Source organism: Xanthobacter sp. (assembly GCF_041911315.1).
In the GTDB taxonomy this organism is placed as follows: Bacteria; Pseudomonadota; Alphaproteobacteria; order Rhizobiales; family Xanthobacteraceae; genus Xanthobacter; species Xanthobacter aminoxidans.
Map to the genome: position 1 here is coordinate 23757 of NZ_JAYRPE010000016.1, position 16700 is coordinate 40456.

Here is a 16700-nt window from a genome sequence, read left to right on the forward strand (position 1 = left end):
CCCTCCCGCCAGGGGAGGGCACCCTCCCCCTGAACAGGACTGCGCATGACCGCCGACCGGCCGCTCGCCGAAAAGATCGCCCTCGTCACCGGCGCCACGCGCGGCATCGGCGCCGCCACCGCGGTGGCGCTGGCGAAAGCCGGTGCGCATGTGGTGTGCGTGGGCCGCTCGGAAGGCGGGCTGCAGGAGGTGGACGACGCCATCCGCGCGGTGGGCGGGAGCGCCACGCTGGTGCCGCTGAACCTCAAGGATTCCGACGGCATCGACCGGCTCGGCGGCGCGCTCTACGAGCGCTACGGCCGGCTCGACATCTATGTGGCCAATGCCGGCGTGCTCGGCCCGCTTTCCCCGCTGGGCCACGTCTTCCCCAAGGACTGGGAAGACACGGTGGCGGTGAACCTCACCGCCAACTGGCGCTGCGTGCGCTCCTTCGATCCGCTGCTGAAGCTCTCCCCGGCCGGCCGGGCGGTGGTGGTCACCTCCGGCGCGGCGAGCAAGGCGCGCGCCTATTGGGGGCCTTACGCCATCACCAAGGCGGGCCTTGAGGTGATGGCCCGCACCTGGGCGGACGAGAGCGTCTCCGGCAACCTGAAGGTCAACCTCTTCAACCCCGGCCCCATCCGCACCCTGATGCGCGCCAAGGCCTTCCCCGGCGAAGACCCATCCAGCTTGCCGGCGCCGGAAGAGGCGGCGGAGGCCATCCTGCCTTTGTGCCTGCCCACCTTCATGGAAACCGGCAAGCTCTACGACTTCCCGCAGAAGAAGCTGCTCAGCTTCCAGATGCCGGCGTAGGGGGCTGGAGGGGGCGGCTGTCATCGCCCGGCGCGTCCGGGCGATTCACCTTTCCGCTTCAGCGGTTTCCGGTATCCAGAACCGCCGTCATGCCCGGGCTTGTCCCGGGCAACCACGTCGGGCCGATAGGGCAGCCTTCGGAAGCCGTGCCCGGCCGAGCCACGTGGATGGCCGGGACAAGCTCGGCCATGACGGCGACCCTACGATTAGTCAGGCTTCGGGCTTCGAAAGCGGAATGGTATCGCGAAAATGCTGCCCAAGCTTACCGAGCTTGGACTGCTGCTGCACGAAATCTCCCGCCAGCGCCTTGCGGATCAGTTCGCGCGTCTCGGCCACGCCGTAGATGGCGACGAAGGAGCCGAAGCGGGGGCCGCGTTCGAGGCCCAGCAGCACCTGATAGAGCGTGTTGAACCACTCCACCGAGACGCCCGGCCGCTCGGGCGTGGCGCCCTTGGCCTTCAGGTCCTGGTAGCGCGGGATGGGGCGCGCCACGTCATAGAGCACCGTCTGGATGTCGTCCGCGCTCGCGCCCGCCGGCAAGGCCGCCAGCGCCGTATCGAGCGTTTCCAGCGCCGCGCGCTCGTCTGCGTCCGGGATGCGGAAGACCTTGTTGGGCTTCACGAAGTCATGGAAATAGCGCACCGCATAGCCCACCAGCTCGTGCAGCTTGGGGTGCGTCTGGTCCGACACGCCGGGCACATGGCGCTTCAGGAAGCCCCACAGCACGCTCTCGTCCTCCGTGTTGGAGGCGGAGGCGAGGTTGAGGAGCATGGTGAAGCTCACCGGCATGTCCACGTCAGGCGGGTTGCCGGCATGAATGTGATAGACCGGGTTGCCGAAGCGCAGCTTCCAGTCCTGCTGCGCATAGCGGGCGAGGAAGTTGAAATATTCGTCCACCGCCTTCGGGATCACGTCGAAGTGCAGCTTCTTCGCCGAGCGGGGCGACTGGAACATGTAGAGCGCGAGGCTCTCCGGGCTCGCATAGGTCAGCCACTCGTCGATGGTGAGCCCGTTGCCCTTGGACTTGGAGATCTTCTGGCCCTTCTCGTCCAGGAACAGTTCATAGACGAAATGCTCCGGCGCGGTGCCGCCGAGGATCTGGCAAATCCGGTCATAGATCGGCGCGTTGGTCTGGTGGTCCTTGCCGAACATCTCGAAATCGACGTCGAGCGCCGCCCAGCGGGCGCCGAAATCCGGCTTCCACTGCAGCTTCACCTTGCCGCCGGTGACGGGGAGCGTCAGCTCGGTGCCGTCCTCATCGTCGAAGGTGATGGTGCCGGCCTTGGCGTCCACCTTCTTCAGCGGCACGTAGAGCACGCGGCCGGAGGTGGGGGAGATGGGCAGGAAGGGTGAATAGGTGGCCTGCCGCTCCTCGCCGAGGGTAGGCAGCATGACGGCCATGATCTCGTCGTACTTCTCGGCGGCCTTCAGCAGCACGGCGTCGAGCTTGCCGGAGAAGTAGTATTCGGTGGCGCTGGCGAATTCGTAGTCGAAGCCGAAGGTGTCGAGGAAGCGCCGGAGCATGGCGTTGTTGTGCGCGCCGAAGCTCGGATAATCACCACCGAAGGGGTTGGGCACCTTGGTGAGCGGCATCTGGAGATAGGGCACGAGCGCGGCCGGGTCCGGCACGTTCTCGGGGATCTTGCGCATCCCGTCCATGTCGTCGGAGAAGCACAGAAGGCGCGTCTTCACCTTGTCTTCGGTGAGGATGCGGAAGGCGTGCCGCACCATGGTGGTGCGCGCCACCTCGCCGAAGGTGCCGATGTGCGGCAGGCCCGAGGGGCCGTAGCCGGTCTCGAACAGCACCTCGTCCTTGGGCCGCTTCTTCAGCCGCTCCACCAGCTTGCGCGCTTCCTCGAACGGCCAGGCGGTGGCCGTTTCCGCGACCGCCTTCAGCTCGGCGGCGAGCTGGGTGGGATCGACGGGCGCAGGCGAGGCTTCGGACGAGGACATGACAGGCTCCGGAAAAGGAGCGCGAACTTAGGAATGCAGCCGCCCGGCGTCAACGCGAAGGCGTGTGACGGGCTCCCCGGCTCTTGCGTTGACGGCGGGCGGCAAACGCCTATGCTGCACCCGCGTTCCAGCTGCCCCGGCGAAAAGGGCGGAGGGAACGCAAGACATCGGACGATCCCTGCGGGAGAGACCGGCACCCTTGAGTTGAGGTGTGCCGGCGCCGAAGGCGCAACCGCCCCGGAACCGCTCAGGCACCAAGGGCCGCAGGGGGACGAAACTCTGGAAAGCAGCCGTGCTGCGCCTTGAAGGGCGGGGCTGGGCTCACCGAAGGAGTAAGCCGTGCCCTTCCACGAGGCGCGGTGAAATCTCTCAGGTCGGCAGACAGAGGGGGCGCCGCGCGGGCCGCGCAGAACCACCGGAAACGGGGTTCGGCAGGCCCGGAAATTGGCGCTGTTCGTCCCGGAGCCTCCATTGGCATCGTCCCCCGATTCGCATTCCCCCTCCGAGCCTCTGCTCGAAACCCCGCTCGCCGCCGCCCATGGCGCGCTCGGCGCGCGCATGGTCCCGTTCGCGGGCTACCTCATGCCGGTCCAGTACCCCGAGGGCATCCTCGCAGAGCACAATTGGACCCGCACCCACGCCGGCCTGTTCGACGTCTCCCACATGGGGCAGGCGCTCCTCGTCGGACCGGACCACGAGACCACCGCGCGGGCGCTGGAAGCCCTCGCCCCGGCGGATTTCGTGAGCCTCGCCCCCGGCAAGCAGCGCTATTCGCAATTGACGGCCGAAGACGGCGGCATCCGCGACGACTTCATGGCCACCCGCCCGGCGGACCCTGACGCCGACGGCACGCTGATCCTCGTGGTCAACGCCGCCTGCAAGGGCGATGACTTCGCCCACATCGAAGCCCACCTCCCCGACAGCGTGAATCTGGTGCAGCGCCCCGAGCGGGCGCTCCTCGCCCTTCAGGGCCCGGAGGCGGCCATGGTGATGGCGCGCCATTGCCCGGAGGCGGCGGACCTCGACTTCATGACCGCTTTGCCCCTCGCCTTCGACGGCGTGCCGGTGGAGGTCTCCCGCTCCGGCTATACCGGCGAGGACGGCTATGAGATCTCCGTCGCCGCCGAGGATGCCCCCGCGCTGTGGGCGGCGCTGCTGGCCGAGCCGGAGGTGAAGGCCATCGGCCTCGGCGCCCGCGACAGCCTCAGGCTGGAAGCCGGGCTCTGCCTCTATGGCCACGACATCGACCTTTCCACCTCGCCCATCGAGGCGGCGCTCGTCTGGTCCATCCAGAAGCGGCGGCGCCTTGAGGGCGGCTTTCCCGGCGCGGCGCGCGTCCAGCGCGAGCTGGCGGAAGGCCCCGCCCGCGTGCGCGTCGGCCTGAAGCTGGAGGGCCGCGCCCCGGCCCGCGAGGGCGCGGAGATCGCGGCCGAGGGCGCGGTCGTCGGCCGCGTCACCTCGGGCGGCTTCGCCCCGACGCTGCAGGCGCCCATCGCCATGGGCTATGTGCCGCCGGCGCTCGCGGCGCCCGGCACCCGCCTCGACATATTGGTGCGCGGCAAGGCTCTGCCGGCCGTCGTCACCGCTCTTCCCTTCGTACCCACGCGCTATGCGCGCAAGCAGAAAACCGGGGGCTGACCATGACCGTGCGCTACACCAAGGACCACGAATACGCCCGCATCGACGGCGACGTGGCGGTGGTCGGCATCTCCGACTACGCCCAGGGCCAACTCGGCGACGTGGTGTTCGTGGAGCTGCCGGAAATCGGCAAGTCCGTCACCCGCGGCAAGGAAGCCGCCGTGGTGGAGAGCGTGAAGGCCGCCAGCGAGGTCTATGCCCCCATCTCCGGCGAGGTGGTGGAGGTGAATTCCGAGCTGGAAGGCGCGCCCGGCCTCGTCAACGAGGATGCCGAGGGCAAGGGCTGGTTCCTGAAGCTCAAGGTGACGAAGCCCGACGAGCTGTCCGAGCTGATGGACGAGGCCGCCTACAAGGCCTTCCTCGACACCCTCTGAACGCGCCGGGAGGCGGACACCATGAGCGACGACACCCCCATTGCCACCGTCCGCTGGGACCGCGGCGACGCCGTCTTCTCGGACGGGCGCTATCCCCGCGCGCACCAATGGATGTTCGACGGGCTGACCGTGCCCGGCTCGTCCTCGCCCGCGGTGGTCCGCCTGCCCTTGTCGAAGGCCGATGCGGTGGACCCGGAGGAGGCGCTCGCCGCCTCCCTGTCCGCCTGCCACATGCTGTTCGTGCTGGATTTCGCCCGCAAGGCCGGTTTCCGCATCGACGTCTACGAGGACAAGGTGATGGCCGCGTTCGGCAAGACCGAGCGGGGCAAGACCTGGATTTCCCGCATCGCGCTCAACCCCGCCATCGTCTTCTCCGGCGACAAAACGCCGACGGCCGAAGACGTGGCGGCATTGCACGACAAGGCCCACGACGAATGCTTCGTGGCCAATTCCCTGCGCTCGGAGGTGGTCATCACCCCGAGCTTCACCATCGCCTGAAACGGGATCAGCGGCATCATGCGCTATCTTCCCCTCACCGCCGATGACCGCGCCGAGATGCTGGCGCGCATCGGCGCTCCCTCGGTGGACGATCTGTTCGCCGACATTCCTGCCGCCCAGCGCGCGCATGAGCTGCCGCGCCTCGCGCTCCACAAGAGCGAGATGGAGGTGGAGCGCGCGCTCTCCCGGCTCGCGGCGAAGAATGTGCCGGCCGGGTCGGTGCCCTTCTTCGTCGGTGCCGGGGCCTATCGCCATCATGTGCCGGCGAGCGTGGACCACCTGATCCAGCGCTCGGAATTCCTCACCTCCTACACGCCGTACCAGCCGGAGATCGCGCAGGGCACCCTGCAATATCTCTTCGAGTTCCAGACGCAGGTGGCCGAGCTGACCGGCATGGAGGTGGCCAACGCCTCCATGTATGACGGCTCCACCGCCGCCGCCGAGGCGGTGCTGATGGCCCATCGCGTCACCAAGCGCCGCAAGGCGCTTTTGGCCGGCAACCTGCACCCGCACTATCGCGCGACCATCGAGACCGTCTCGCGCTATGCGGCGGACGAGGTGGTGGCGCTGGCGCCGGTGCCCACGGGCGCGGAAGACATCATCGCCGCCATCGATGCCGGCTGCTCCTGCGTCGTCGTCCAGTCCCCGGATGTGTTCGGCAACATCGTGGACCTGAAGCCCATCGCAGAGGCGGCCCACAAGGCCGGCGCCCTGCTCATCGCCGTGTTCACCGAGGCGGTCAGCCTCGGCCTCATCGAGCCGCCGGGGGCGCAGGGCGCCGACATCGTGGCGGGCGAAGGCCAGTCCATCGGCAATGCGTTGAATTTCGGCGGCCCCTATGTGGGCCTGTTCGCCACGCGGCAGAAGTTCGTGCGGCAGATGCCCGGGCGCCTTGCCGGCGAGACGGTGGATGCGGAGGGCCGGCGCGGCTTCGTGCTCACCCTCTCCACCCGCGAGCAGCACATCCGTCGCGAGAAGGCGACCTCCAACATCTGCACCAATTCGGGCCTGTGCGCGCTGGCCTTCACCATCCACATGAGCCTGCTCGGCAAGACCGGGCTCATCCGGCTGGCGCGGGCCAACCACGCGGCGGCCTGCGACCTCGCGGACCGGCTCGCCGCCGTGCCGGGGGCCGAGGTGCTCAACGACACCTTCTTCAACGAATTCACCCTGCGCGTGCCGGGCAAGGCGGCTGACGTGATGGAGAAGCTCGCCGCCAAGGGCATCCTCGGCGGCGTCCCCTATTCCCGCCTCGCCCCGAAGTCAGGGCTCGACGACTTGATCCTCGTCGCCGCCACCGAGACGACCAGCGAGGACGACCGCGCCGCCTATGCCGCGGCCCTCAAGGAGGTGCTGTGATGAACCGCGAAGGCCGTGGCGCGACGACGCCGCACATCGTCGGGGGCACCAGCGCTGGCCCCGTCACCTTCACCGGCAACCGGGGCCTCGACCTTGAGGAAGGGCTGATCTTCGAGATCGGCCGCACCGAGGTGACGGGCGTGGACATCCCCGAGCCCGCCCCGTTCAAGGATCGCCTCGGCGGCCACGCGCGCACCGCGCCGCTGGAGCTGCCCGGCCTCTCCGAGCCCGAGGCCATGCGCCATTACGTGCGCCTCTCGCGCATGAACTATGGCATCGACAGCGGGCTGTTCCCGCTCGGCTCCTGCACCATGAAGCACAACCCGCGCCTCAACGAGAAGATGGCGCGGCTGCCGGGCTTTGCCGACATCCACCCGCTCCAGCCCCTCTCCACGGTGAAGGGCGCGCTGGAGCTGATGGCGGAGCTCTCGCGCTATCTCCTCGAACTCACCGGCATGACCGCCGTGGCGCTCACCCCCAAGGCGGGCGCGCACGGGGAGCTGTGCGGCATGATGGCCATCAAGGCCGCCCATGCGGCACGCGGCGAGGCGCAGCGCAACGTGGTGCTGGTGCCGGAGAGCGCCCACGGCACCAACCCCGCCACCGCCGCCCTCATCGGCTATGAGGTGCGCTCCATCCCCGCCCGCGCCGACGGCACGGTGGACCCGGAGGCGGTGAAGGCCGCGCTGGGGCCGGAGGTGGCCGCCCTCATGCTCACCAATCCCAACACCTGCGGCCTGTTCGAGCGGGACGTGGTGGCCATCGCCGAGGCGGTGCACGGGGCCGGGGCCTATTTCTATTCGGACGGCGCCAATTTCAACGCCATCCTCGGCAAGGTGCGCATCGCCGACCTCGGGGTCGATGCCATGCACATCAACCTGCACAAGACCTTCTCCACCCCCCACGGCGGCGGCGGTCCGGGCGCGGGGCCGGTGGTGCTCTCCGAGGCCCTCGCCCCCTTCGCCCCGGTGCCGGCGCTGGTCGCCACGGCCGATGGGCTGGTGCTGGTGGAGGACCAAGGTGCGGACGGGGCCGAGCAGGCGCTCGGCCGCATGAGCGCCTTCCACGGCCAGATGGGCATGTTCGTCCGGGCGCTGAGCTGGATGCTCTCCCATGGGGCAGACGGGATGCGGCAGGCCTCCGAGGATGCCGTCCTCTCCGCCAATTATGTCCGCGCCTGCCTGATGGACGTGATGAGCGCCCCCTTCGCCGAGCGCCCCGCCATGCACGAGGCCCTGTTCGACGACACCTGGCTGGCGGACACCGGCATCTCCACCCTGGACGTGGCCAAGGCGCTGATCGACGAGGGGTACCACCCCATGACGGTCTACTTCCCTCTGGTGGTCCACGGGGCGATGCTGATCGAGCCGACGGAGAGCGAATCGAAGGCCTCCCTCGACCTCTTCCTCGGTGCCCTGCGCGACCTCGCCATGGCCGCCAAGGCGGGGGACAAGGAGCGCTTCCTCGGTGCCCCCCATTATGCCCCCCGCCGTCGTCTGGACGAGACCCGCGCCGCCCGCGCGCCGGTTTTGCGGTGGGTTCGGCCTGAACCGCTCCCGAACGCCGCCGAATAGGTGGGGTGAACGCACCTGACAGGGTGGTGTGAACCACCCTTTCGTCCGTGCCGGGAGGGGGTATGCTCAGGCATGTTCTCCCCCCTCCCCCTCCTGCGCCGCATGCGCCACGGCATGACTCTCGGTGTCCGGGTACTGGCCACCGACCCGGCCGGACGGCTCCTTTTGGTCCGACATACCTACGTGTCCGGCTGGCATTTTCCCGGCGGCGGGGTGGATCTGGGCGAGACCGCCGAACAGGCGGCCCGGCGCGAACTGCGCGAGGAAGCCAATGTGGAGGCCGAGGGGCCTCTGACGATTTCCGGCTGTTATTTCAACCCCTTGGTGGGTGGACGCGACCACGTTGTCCTGTACCGGACGGCGGCTCTGGTGATCGGTCCCCGGCCCGAGCGGAACCTCGAAATCGTCGCCGCCGACTTCTTCCCGCCCGACGACCTGCCTTCCGACACCAGCCCCGCCACCCTGCGCCGCATCGCCGAATGGCAGGGCGCACCCCCCTCCGACCGCTGGTGAGGCGCCCTGTCACGGGCGATTGACCGGCGCGGATTGGATAAATACCGCCGCCCGCGCTATCGTGGCTGCTGAGGTTTCATCCCAACCGGCGCGCCATGTCCGTCACCCTGTCCCAGGAAACCGAGGTTTCGCAACGGCTTGCACCGCACGCCGAGGGCGAGGCCGCGTCTGGACCGGGCCTGGGTCGCGCCGGTGTCATCGGCCTCGGCGTGGCCTTGGCCATGCTCTGTGCGGGCGGGCTGGCGCTGTGGGCGCGCTACGGCGCGGCCGTGTTCTTCGATCTCCTGAGCGCCGGCTTTTCCGGCTGCCTCTGAGGCTTCCCCGACCGCCCCCAAGGCCTTGAAAACATGTCGCCACGCACGAAGATCATTGCCCTTTTCTCGGCCTTCGCCGCCGGCGCCCTCATCCTCGTCACCGCCGTCACCCTGTTCCTGCCGGAGCCGCCGCCGAAGGTGACGGGACAGGCGGCGGTGGGCGGGCCCTTCAGCCTCACCGACCAGAACGGGCAGCCGATCACCGAGGCGGCCCTCAAGGGCAAGCCAACGCTCATCTTTTTCGGCTTCACCCACTGCCCGGACGTGTGCCCGACCGCCCTGTTCGAGATGTCGGAAATCTTCAACGCGCTGGGGCCGGACGCAAGCAAGGCGCAGGCCTTCTTCGTCTCGGTGGACCCCGAGCGGGACACGCCGGACGTGCTCAAGTCCTACGTTTCGAGCTTCTCGCCGCAGATCGTCGGACTGTCGGGCACACCGGAGGCCACCGAGCAGATCAAGCGGGAGTTCCGCGTCTATTCCCGCAAGGTCCCGCTGAAGGACGGCGACTACACCATGGACCACACCGCCGTGGTCTATCTCATGGACAAAGAAGGCAATTTCGTCGCGCCGTTCAACTCCAAACGCCCTCCGGCCGAGGCTGCGGCGGAGCTGAAGCGCTACTTCTGAGCCCCCCGCCGCCGCCGCGATGGGCGGCGCCGTGCTCGGTCTTCTGCCAGTGGTACGGCCTGCGGATCAGCTCGATCACCGCCCTCCACGCCGCAACCGACAGCAGCAGCCAGTAGAAGGGGATGCCCACGATCGTCCGCCAGCCCGGCCTCATGCCCCGCCGGCCGAGCCCGACGGTCATGGTCGCGGCCGCACCAGCGTAGCCGGCGATGAGGGTGGTGTAGGTAAGCGCGCTCGTCACCACCTCCGCCATGTGGGTGCACGGCAGCCCGGCGACGCCGCGGACGATATCGGCGATGAACAGGGCAAGGCACAGCGGATGCACCAGCGCCGCCGCATAAGGCCCGGCCGTGAGCAGCACCAGCGCGAGTGTACCGCCCGGACCGAGATCGCGCACCAGCGCCCGCGGCCGGCGGCCGTGCACCAGCAAGGTCTGCGCCCAGCCCTTTAGCCAGCGGGTGCGCTGACCGATCCAGGCGCGCCGCGTGACGGGCGCCTCCTCGAAGGTGGTGGAGGAAATGACCCGTGTCTGCCAGCCGGCGCGGGCGAGACGGATGCCGAGGTCGGCGTCCTCGGTGACGTTGTAGGGGTCCCATCCTCCCACCTGATCGAGCACGCGGCGGCGGAAATGGTTCGAGGTGCCGCCGAGCGGAATGGGCAGGCCGAGGGCGCTGAGCGCTGGCAGCAGAACATCGAACTGGCCGGCATATTCGGCGGCGAACTGGGCCGAGATCCAGCTGTCGCCGCCATTGTCGATGCACAGCCGCGCCTGCACGCAACCCACTTTCGACCCGCCTGCATGGAAGGCGGCGACGGCCCGGAGCAGCTGATCGGGCTCCGGCAGATCCTCGGCGTCATAGATCGCGACGATGCTGCCGCGGGCGAAGGGCAACGCTGCTTCCAGCGCCTTGGGCTTGGTCCGCGGCCCGACCGGCGCGATCACCACCTCCGCCATGTGCGGCGGCAACTCGAGCGCGGCGATGGCGGCGCGCGTAGCATGGTCGTCCGCTTCGACCACGAGCTTTATGTCGAGCTTCTCGGGGGGATAGTCGAGCGCCGAGAGGGCGGCGACCAGCAGCGGCAGGCTCGCTGTCTCGTGATAGAGCGGCACCAGGAGGGAATAGACCGGCAGAGACCGCGCATCGAGGGCCGGCACCGGCTCCTCAGGCGGCACATAGAGGCAGCCGGCGAGTCGCAGGGCGATCCACGCCAGGAAGACAAGCGAAAGAGCCGCCTGAACGGCGAGAAGGCCCATTTCCGGCGCCAGTGCCAGCAGCAGCGCGAGCGGCAGGCCGATGGCGGCGGCCGCGAGCCCGACGATGCGGCCGGGCCGCAGTGTCGACGCCGACTTGAGCGGATCGGACAGGACGAGACGTGCCGTCGCGGCGGCGGCGAAGCTGGGCGCGCAAACCGCGTCGACGCGCCGGGCGAGCGCCGCCGGGCTGATCAATTCCACGCGCGAGGCAAGACCCGCATCCCGCTTCAGCCCCCGTCGAAGCCGCCGGACAATGCGGCCACGCGCCGCCATCACGAAGCGTGGTCGCCCGGTCCCCACCACGAGGGTGCCTGTACGCAGCACGGCCTCCGCCATCGCCGGGTCGTCCGGCAGGTTCGCCAGGTTTGGCGCCCCAACGGGAAGACCGAGATCGCGGGCGAGGAGACGCGTGGCGGTTTCGTCATCGAGTGCACCCGAGGCGACCAGCACCTCGTCGACACCGACGCCAACGAGCCCGGCTCGCACGGCAGCCGCATGCAGTTCGTCGGCATCCACATGATCGCGATAGGGACGAAGCTCGGAGGCCAGCACGGTGCGCGGGAGGGATGCCGGCAGCGGGACGGCAGCGGCCACATCATCCTGAGCGCGGACCCGCTCGCGCCCAAGGTCGCGATGGTCCTCGCCCGCGTCATGGCTTACATGGCTTCGCCCCTTGCGGGCGGCACCGGCATCCCCCACCATGCCCCGACCCTCATGCAACCCTAGGGTAAGCTTGCCGCAATGCTTCCACCAGCCTCTTTCCTGAGCATCCGTGCGGCCCGCCGCACGCCCACGCTTCAGGCCGGCCTCAAAGCTCTGGTTCTGGCCACGGTGGCGTTGATGGCAGGGGCAGCAGGGGCCCAGCAGCCGCCGGCGGGACAGGCGAAGCCGGCGCAGGGCGGCCCCCCGCCTCTGGTGGAACGGGCCGACAAGATCGCCATCACGCCGGTCGTCGTGCCGAATTTCTGGAACGTGGAGCGCCGGCTCGAGCGCCCCGATGCGGCCAAGCTCCCGAAGGAGTTGCGCTTCGTCACGACGGACGATTACCCGCCCTTCAACTTCATCAATTCCACCGGAGCCCTTTCCGGCTTCAACATCGATCTGGCGCGGGCGATCTGCGCAGAACTTTCCGTCACCTGCAGCTTCCAGACCGCGGCGTTCGCCAATGTGGCGGACGTGGTGGACCAGGGCCGAGCGGAAGCGGCCATCGCCGGCCTCGTCGCAACCCCGGCGTCCCGGGCGACGCTGGATTTTTCCGAGCGTTACCTTGGCACGCCGGCGCGCTTCGTGGGCCGCAGCCAGGAGACGCTGGCGAAGGCGACGCCCGAGGAGGTGGCTTCCAAGAAGGTGGCCGTGGTGAGCCGCACCGCGCACGAAGCCTATCTGCGCTCCTTCTTCAACGAGGCTGCCATCCGCCCCTACCCCGACCTCAAGGCGGCGCAGGAGGCGCTGAAGGCCGGGCAGGTGGACCTTCTGTTCGGCGACGGCATCACCCTCGCGCTCTGGCTGAACGGCACCGACAGCGCCGGCTGCTGTCGCTTTGTCGGCGGCCCCTTCACCGAAAGCCGCTTCTTCGGGGACGGCTTTTCCGTGGCTGTGAAGGACGGCAACGATACCCTGCGCCACGCCATCGACTTCGCCCTCCAGCGCATCTGGGAGAAGGGCGTCTATACCGACCTCTATCTGCGCTGGTTCCCGGTCGGCTTCTACTGACTCGCCCCATCGGAAATGCCGGGCCGGCGCTCAGGCGCCGCCGGGCGGCTGGCCGGCGATAAGCCGTGCCGTGCGTTCGATCGCTGGCGCATCGTCGGCGAGGCGATCGGTCAAAAGGTGCAGCCAGTTGAAGCCGATATAGAGGCCGAGGAGGTCATCGATCTCCGACGCACGGATCTCCCTGCGGTCCGCTGCGCGCTCGAACATGTGGCGCAGGTCGCGGAGCCGGTCGGGCAGGAACTTGTCGCGCAGGGCGGACAGGGCGGCGTCGGTCGTCTGGGCTTCGGCGATGAGTGCCCGGAAGATGCTGCCGGAGGGCGTGTCCCGCCAGAACCCCCACAAGGCGCGGGTATAGGCGAGAATATCGCTCCAGAGGGCGCCGGTATCGGGCAAGGCCATGTGGCTCGCCTTCTCCGCCGCGTAGACGTCGATCAGCAGATCTGCCTTGGTCGCCCACCAGCGATAGATGGTCGGTTTGCCGGCCCCGGCGCGCCGCGCCACCTCCTCGATGGAAAAGCCGGCATAGCCCCGTTCCGCGAGTAGCGCGCGCGCCGCCGTCAGAATGGCCGCCTCCGCATCCGGATTGCGCCGTGCGCCGATAGATGAGCGCCGGCGATCGGCATGGCTGGTGTCGGGCATCTGAAGGCCTTCCGCAACTTTCCTCTTGCATAACGAAACGGGACGTATATATCAAACTGCATCGGAACGGATCGTTTCGTTTATATCAGTCCACGCCACGCTGCTTCGGGAGCTGATGCCATGAGCAGTTTCGCCATTCTCGCCCACCTCCGCTTTCTGGGACTGATGATGATCGGCGCCTATGCCCTCATCAACGCCATCCTGGCGCTCCTGTCGCCCCTCACCGCGGGATGGCCCATCTGGGCCTCCACGCTTCTCGCGGTTCCACCCATGGTGATGGGCATGGTGCACCTCGTGCTGCCCCTCGCACGGCGGCACCTCTCTCGTCCCGACGGCACGCGCGCGTGAGCCGAAACGAAAGAGCCGCCCCGTTCGCACGGGACGGCTCCTGCAGATCGACGCAGAGCGGAAGACAAGGCTTCGCGAAAGGGAAGGCTCAGTGCCGCGGCGCCGGCAGACCGAGCTGCGAGGACGGAGCCGGGCGAGCCGCCTCGGCCCGCTTGTGCTCGCGGCGGGCGGCGCGGGCCTCCCGACGATAACGGCCCTGCCGCGCCCAGGTGACAACCCCGCCGGCGATGACCCCGACGATCACCGCAGCGAAGATGATGGCGAACAGCGGCAGCGTCACCGACAATGCGGGATGGTCCGGCGCGAACGGATCGAGGGAGAGGACGACCGGCTTTCGATTCGCAACCGCGAGCGCAATCGCAAGGATCGCCAGAGGCAGGCCGATGAGGATGGAGAGGAAGCGGCTCACGGGGCCTACTTTCCAGTGTTGAGACGCTCGCGCATCTCCTTGCCGGTCTTGAAATAGGGAACGGTCTTCTCGCTTACGTCCACCTGCTTGCCGGTGCGCGGGTTGCGGCCGACACGGGCGTCGCGCTTCTTCACCGAGAAGGCGCCGAAGCCGCGCAGTTCGACACGATCACCGCGCTCCAGCGCGGATGCGATCTGCTCCAGGATCGCGTTGACGATGTTCTCCACATCCCTCTGGTAGAGATGCGGATTGGCCTCGGCGATCTTCTGGACGAGCTCGGACTTGATCATGTTGGCCCCAGTTCCCTCGAAATCATCCGCCGAAAGCAAGCCAAAGCCCTGCATCCCTGACGGTGGGCGGCCGGACGTCCGGCGTTGTTATCGGTTTTGTCGGATGGTCGCCAAGCGCTTGTGAACGCAATCTTAACCCTAGCTCCGAGGGTGCCAGAGGGCCAACAGACCGTCAAGCTGACTGCGCTCCAGCGCGCCTTTCGCCGCATCCGTCAGGAGCGCCGCTGCCTGCGGGAAGCCGAGAGCGCTCACGACGCCGCGCGCAGCGCCCAGAAGCCAGCCGAACTCGTCCCCGACCTCCTTGGTGCGCCAAGTGCGGACCTTGAGGGTCTCGCTCACACCCTTCTCGCGGGCGAGCCAGGCACGGGCGGTACGCTCGTCGCCGAGTTCATCCACCAGTTGGAGTTCGAGGCCCTGGTGACCGGTGAAAACGCGTCCGTCGGAGACGTTCGCGAGCTTGGCGTCGGAGAGCTTGCGGCGGTCGCCCACGAGATCCTTGAACCAGGCGTAGCTGTCCTTCACCAGCGAATCCACCGCGGCGCGCGCCTCCGGTGTCACCGGCGTGTAGGGGTTGGGCGAAGCCTTGAGCGGAGAGGACTTGATGTCCTCCATGGTCACGCCCACGGTCTTCAGAAGCTCGGTGAAGTTGGGAAACTGGTAGATCACGCCCACCGAGCCGACGAGCGCATTGCGGCGGGCCACGATGTGGTCGGCCCCCAGCGCCGCGATATAGGCGCCGGAGGCGGCGACGCCTTCCACGACGGCCACCACCGGCTTCTTGGCAGCGAGGCGGCGCAGCGCGTCGTACAATTGCTCGGAGCCCGTAACTGTGCCGCCGGGGCTGTCGATGGAGAGGATCACGGCGCTGGCGCGGGAGCGTCCGATCTCCTCCAGAAGCTCCACCCGCTCGCGATCATTGCGAATGATGCCGCCGATCATGATCCGCGCCACGTGGGGCGAGGAGGCTGGTATGTCGCGGCCGAGCAGGGCCGACACGCCCACCGCCACGGCGGCGACGACGCCGAGCACCCCGAGCACGCGCCAGAATGTGACCTTCCGCCGGAGGCGGCGGCGTTCGACGATCTGGTCGGCATCCAGCGACATGGTGCGCGTTCCTCGGCAGGCAGTCCCAAACCCCACGCGGACTTAAGCAGGCGGCACGGCGTTGGCAAGCGTTCCCGCGTGGCGAACCTAACCCGCCAGCGCGGCGATCACGGCGTTGAGGACCGGAAATCCAGCGGCGGTCACGCACAGCCGTCCGGCATTGAGCGCCACCAGCCCTTCCGCCTCCAGCGTGGCGAGGCGTTCCGGATCCACGCGGCCGCCGAGGCGGGCATGGCGGGCGAGGTCCAAGCCTTCCTTCAGGCGCAGGCCCATGAGCAGCATTTCGTCAGCCTGCTCGGCTGCCGACAGCGTCTCGTCGGAAATAATGCCGTGCCCGGCCGCCTCCACCCGCTTCAGCCACGCTTCCGGCGACCGCTCGGTGAAGGTGGCGTGGCGGATTTTGCCCGATACCAGACGCCCGTGGGCTCCGGCACCAATGCCGGCGTAAGTGCCATAGCGCCAGTAGACGAGATTGTGCCGCGCCTCGGCACCCGGCCGGGCATGGTTGGAAACCTCATAGGCGGGAAGGCCGGCCTGCGCCGTCACCTCCTGCGTCACGTCCCACAAGGCGCGGGACAGATCATCGTCGGGCAGGATAAGTTTGCCGGCACCGTACAGCCGCTCGAACGGCGTGCCTGGCTCGATGGTGAGCTGGTAGAGGGACAGGTGCTCGCAGCCTTCGGCGAGCGCGCGCCGCAGCTCAGCCGCCCAGGCTTCGGGCGTCTGGCGCGGACGGGCATAGATGAGATCGAAGGACACACGATCGAAGGCATTGCGCGCGATGCCCACGGCAGCCAGCGCCTCGGCGACCGAGTGCATCCGCCCGAGCCCTTGGAGGTCCGCATCGTCCAAGGCCTGCACCCCGAGGGAGACGCGGTTGACACCCGCAGCCCGGTAGCCGTGGAACCGCTCCGCCTCCACGGAGGTCGGGTTCGCCTCCAGCGTCACCTCGGCATCGGCGGTGAGCGGCCAAGCCTCGTTGATGGCCTCCAGTATCGCGCCCACAGTGGCGGGGGCCATGAGGGAGGGCGTACCGCCGCCGAAAAAGACCGTTTGCGCCCTCTGCGGTCCCGACAGGGCCCGCATGTGGGCGATCTCGTGCCGGAAGGCCGCGATGTAGCGCGCCTCGTCCGGCGGCACGAGCCGGACGTGGCTGTTGAAGTCACAATAGGGGCATTTGGCCTTGCAGAACGGCCAATGCACATAGACACCGAAGCCGCCCTGCGTGTCCTCGATGCCGTCAACACCCTCGCCCCCGATCGGGAGAGGGCGTGCCGGAGGGTTCGCGGACGGAGCCTGA

Annotated in this window: 18 protein-coding genes and 1 riboswitch; of the genes, 11 read left to right on the forward strand and 7 right to left on the reverse strand. The window is 68.5% G+C overall.

The window, feature by feature from the left end:
- Nucleotides 1-45 precede the first annotated feature (45 nt).
- Entirely contained in the window at nucleotides 46-792 is a 747-nt protein-coding gene (locus ACE3QW_RS06030) for an SDR family NAD(P)-dependent oxidoreductase (protein WP_374250826.1), read from the forward strand.
- Between the two features lie 210 nt (nucleotides 793-1002).
- Here the strand turns inward: ACE3QW_RS06030 and ACE3QW_RS06035 are convergent, their stop codons facing one another.
- The gene (locus ACE3QW_RS06035) at nucleotides 1003-2745 is read right to left on the reverse strand and encodes a lysine--tRNA ligase (protein WP_374250827.1); all 1743 of its coding nucleotides are present in this window, start codon (nucleotides 2743-2745) and stop codon (nucleotides 1003-1005) included.
- Nucleotides 2746-2916: 171 nt separating this feature from the next.
- A riboswitch (glycine riboswitch) is annotated at nucleotides 2917-3019 on the forward strand.
- 197 nt (nucleotides 3020-3216) lie between these two features.
- Between ACE3QW_RS06035 and gcvT the strand changes: the two genes are divergently transcribed.
- The 8 genes from gcvT (at nucleotide 3217) to ACE3QW_RS06075 (ending at nucleotide 9642) form a co-directional block, all read left to right on the forward strand.
- Nucleotides 3217-4383 carry a glycine cleavage system aminomethyltransferase GcvT gene (gcvT, locus tag ACE3QW_RS06040; protein ID WP_374250828.1) on the forward strand — a complete coding sequence of 389 codons (1167 nt, stop codon included), beginning with the start codon at nucleotides 3217-3219 and terminating at the stop codon, nucleotides 4381-4383.
- 2 nt (nucleotides 4384-4385) lie between these two features.
- Complete coding sequence (gene gcvH, locus ACE3QW_RS06045; RefSeq protein WP_374250830.1) at nucleotides 4386-4757, forward strand: glycine cleavage system protein GcvH; 372 nt, start codon at nucleotides 4386-4388, stop codon at nucleotides 4755-4757.
- A 21-nt stretch (nucleotides 4758-4778) separates the two neighbouring features.
- Nucleotides 4779-5255 carry an OsmC family protein gene (locus ACE3QW_RS06050; RefSeq protein ID WP_374250831.1) on the forward strand — a complete coding sequence of 159 codons (477 nt, stop codon included), beginning with the start codon at nucleotides 4779-4781 and terminating at the stop codon, nucleotides 5253-5255.
- An 18-nt stretch (nucleotides 5256-5273) separates the two neighbouring features.
- Nucleotides 5274-6614: an aminomethyl-transferring glycine dehydrogenase subunit GcvPA gene (gene gcvPA, locus ACE3QW_RS06055; protein ID WP_374250832.1), complete on the forward strand. Its 1341-nt coding sequence runs from the start codon at nucleotides 5274-5276 to the stop codon at nucleotides 6612-6614.
- Complete coding sequence (gene gcvPB / locus ACE3QW_RS06060; protein ID WP_374250833.1) at nucleotides 6614-8188, forward strand: aminomethyl-transferring glycine dehydrogenase subunit GcvPB; 1575 nt, start codon at nucleotides 6614-6616, stop codon at nucleotides 8186-8188. Before gcvPA ends, gcvPB begins: the two co-directional genes overlap by 1 nt.
- A gap of 72 nt (nucleotides 8189-8260) precedes the next feature.
- Nucleotides 8261-8701, forward strand: a complete 441-nt coding sequence (locus tag ACE3QW_RS06065) for an NUDIX domain-containing protein (protein WP_374250834.1) — start codon at nucleotides 8261-8263, stop codon at nucleotides 8699-8701.
- A 95-nt stretch (nucleotides 8702-8796) separates the two neighbouring features.
- A complete protein-coding gene (locus tag ACE3QW_RS06070) occupies nucleotides 8797-9015 on the forward strand; it encodes a hypothetical protein (RefSeq protein WP_374250835.1) in 219 nt (72 codons plus the stop codon).
- Nucleotides 9016-9048: 33 nt separating this feature from the next.
- Nucleotides 9049-9642 carry an SCO family protein gene (locus ACE3QW_RS06075; RefSeq protein ID WP_024277137.1) on the forward strand — a complete coding sequence of 198 codons (594 nt, stop codon included), beginning with the start codon at nucleotides 9049-9051 and terminating at the stop codon, nucleotides 9640-9642.
- Here ACE3QW_RS06075 and ACE3QW_RS06080 read toward each other — a convergent pair.
- Nucleotides 9587-11599, reverse strand: a complete 2013-nt coding sequence (locus tag ACE3QW_RS06080) for a glycosyltransferase (RefSeq protein WP_374250836.1) — start codon at nucleotides 11597-11599, stop codon at nucleotides 9587-9589. The two genes, ACE3QW_RS06075 and ACE3QW_RS06080, sit on opposite strands and share 56 nt — an antisense overlap.
- Nucleotides 11600-11737: 138 nt before the next feature.
- Between ACE3QW_RS06080 and ACE3QW_RS06085 the strand changes: the two genes are divergently transcribed.
- The gene (locus tag ACE3QW_RS06085; protein WP_250165028.1) at nucleotides 11738-12610 is read left to right on the forward strand and encodes a transporter substrate-binding domain-containing protein; all 873 of its coding nucleotides are present in this window, start codon (nucleotides 11738-11740) and stop codon (nucleotides 12608-12610) included.
- Between the two features lie 30 nt (nucleotides 12611-12640).
- On the opposite strand, the gene ACE3QW_RS06090 is transcribed toward ACE3QW_RS06085, so the two are convergent.
- Nucleotides 12641-13249 (reverse strand): TetR/AcrR family transcriptional regulator, encoded by a 609-nt coding sequence (locus ACE3QW_RS06090; protein WP_374250837.1) that lies wholly within the window; start codon nucleotides 13247-13249, stop codon nucleotides 12641-12643.
- A gap of 120 nt (nucleotides 13250-13369) precedes the next feature.
- Here ACE3QW_RS06090 and ACE3QW_RS06095 point away from each other — a divergent pair, with 120 nt between their 5' ends.
- Complete coding sequence (locus ACE3QW_RS06095) at nucleotides 13370-13597, forward strand: hypothetical protein (protein ID WP_250165026.1); 228 nt, start codon at nucleotides 13370-13372, stop codon at nucleotides 13595-13597.
- Between the two features lie 88 nt (nucleotides 13598-13685).
- Here ACE3QW_RS06095 and ACE3QW_RS06100 read toward each other — a convergent pair whose 3' ends face one another.
- From ACE3QW_RS06100 to hemW, 4 genes are all read right to left on the reverse strand, one after another.
- The gene (locus ACE3QW_RS06100; protein ID WP_250165025.1) at nucleotides 13686-14006 is read right to left on the reverse strand and encodes a lipopolysaccharide assembly protein LapA domain-containing protein; all 321 of its coding nucleotides are present in this window, start codon (nucleotides 14004-14006) and stop codon (nucleotides 13686-13688) included.
- A 5-nt stretch (nucleotides 14007-14011) separates the two neighbouring features.
- Nucleotides 14012-14296 carry an integration host factor subunit beta gene (gene ihfB / locus ACE3QW_RS06105; RefSeq protein WP_024277130.1) on the reverse strand — a complete coding sequence of 95 codons (285 nt, stop codon included), beginning with the start codon at nucleotides 14294-14296 and terminating at the stop codon, nucleotides 14012-14014.
- 138 nt (nucleotides 14297-14434) lie between these two features.
- Nucleotides 14435-15400: a signal peptide peptidase SppA gene (gene sppA, locus ACE3QW_RS06110; protein ID WP_029556746.1), complete on the reverse strand. Its 966-nt coding sequence runs from the start codon at nucleotides 15398-15400 to the stop codon at nucleotides 14435-14437.
- An 87-nt stretch (nucleotides 15401-15487) separates the two neighbouring features.
- Entirely contained in the window at nucleotides 15488-16660 is a 1173-nt protein-coding gene (gene hemW / locus ACE3QW_RS06115) for a radical SAM family heme chaperone HemW (RefSeq protein WP_374250875.1), read from the reverse strand.
- Between the last annotated feature and the right edge of the window lie 40 nt (nucleotides 16661-16700).

Excerpts from the sequence above, each read along its gene's own strand:
- gcvH (WP_374250830.1), top strand. The coding sequence starts at position 4,386 with ATGACCGTGCGCTACACCAAGGACCACGAATACGCCCGCATCGACGGC.
- gcvPA (WP_374250832.1), top strand. The coding sequence starts at position 5,274 with ATGCGCTATCTTCCCCTCACCGCCGATGACCGCGCCGAGATGCTGGCG.
- ACE3QW_RS06070 (WP_374250835.1), top strand. The coding sequence starts at position 8,797 with ATGTCCGTCACCCTGTCCCAGGAAACCGAGGTTTCGCAACGGCTTGCA.
- ACE3QW_RS06090 (WP_374250837.1), bottom strand. The coding sequence starts at position 13,249 with ATGCCCGACACCAGCCATGCCGATCGCCGGCGCTCATCTATCGGCGCA.
- ACE3QW_RS06035 (WP_374250827.1), bottom strand. The coding sequence starts at position 2,745 with ATGTCCTCGTCCGAAGCCTCGCCTGCGCCCGTCGATCCCACCCAGCTC.
- ACE3QW_RS06065 (WP_374250834.1), top strand. The coding sequence starts at position 8,261 with ATGTTCTCCCCCCTCCCCCTCCTGCGCCGCATGCGCCACGGCATGACT.
- ACE3QW_RS06085 (WP_250165028.1), top strand. The coding sequence starts at position 11,738 with ATGGCAGGGGCAGCAGGGGCCCAGCAGCCGCCGGCGGGACAGGCGAAG.
- ACE3QW_RS06095 (WP_250165026.1), top strand. The coding sequence starts at position 13,370 with ATGAGCAGTTTCGCCATTCTCGCCCACCTCCGCTTTCTGGGACTGATG.
- ACE3QW_RS06075 (WP_024277137.1), top strand. The coding sequence starts at position 9,049 with ATGTCGCCACGCACGAAGATCATTGCCCTTTTCTCGGCCTTCGCCGCC.
- ACE3QW_RS06080 (WP_374250836.1), bottom strand. The coding sequence starts at position 11,599 with ATGGTGGGGGATGCCGGTGCCGCCCGCAAGGGGCGAAGCCATGTAAGC.
- ihfB (WP_024277130.1), bottom strand. The coding sequence starts at position 14,296 with ATGATCAAGTCCGAGCTCGTCCAGAAGATCGCCGAGGCCAATCCGCAT.
- sppA (WP_029556746.1), bottom strand. The coding sequence starts at position 15,400 with ATGTCGCTGGATGCCGACCAGATCGTCGAACGCCGCCGCCTCCGGCGG.
- ACE3QW_RS06050 (WP_374250831.1), top strand. The coding sequence starts at position 4,779 with ATGAGCGACGACACCCCCATTGCCACCGTCCGCTGGGACCGCGGCGAC.
- gcvPB (WP_374250833.1), top strand. The coding sequence starts at position 6,614 with ATGAACCGCGAAGGCCGTGGCGCGACGACGCCGCACATCGTCGGGGGC.
- ACE3QW_RS06030 (WP_374250826.1), top strand. The coding sequence starts at position 46 with ATGACCGCCGACCGGCCGCTCGCCGAAAAGATCGCCCTCGTCACCGGC.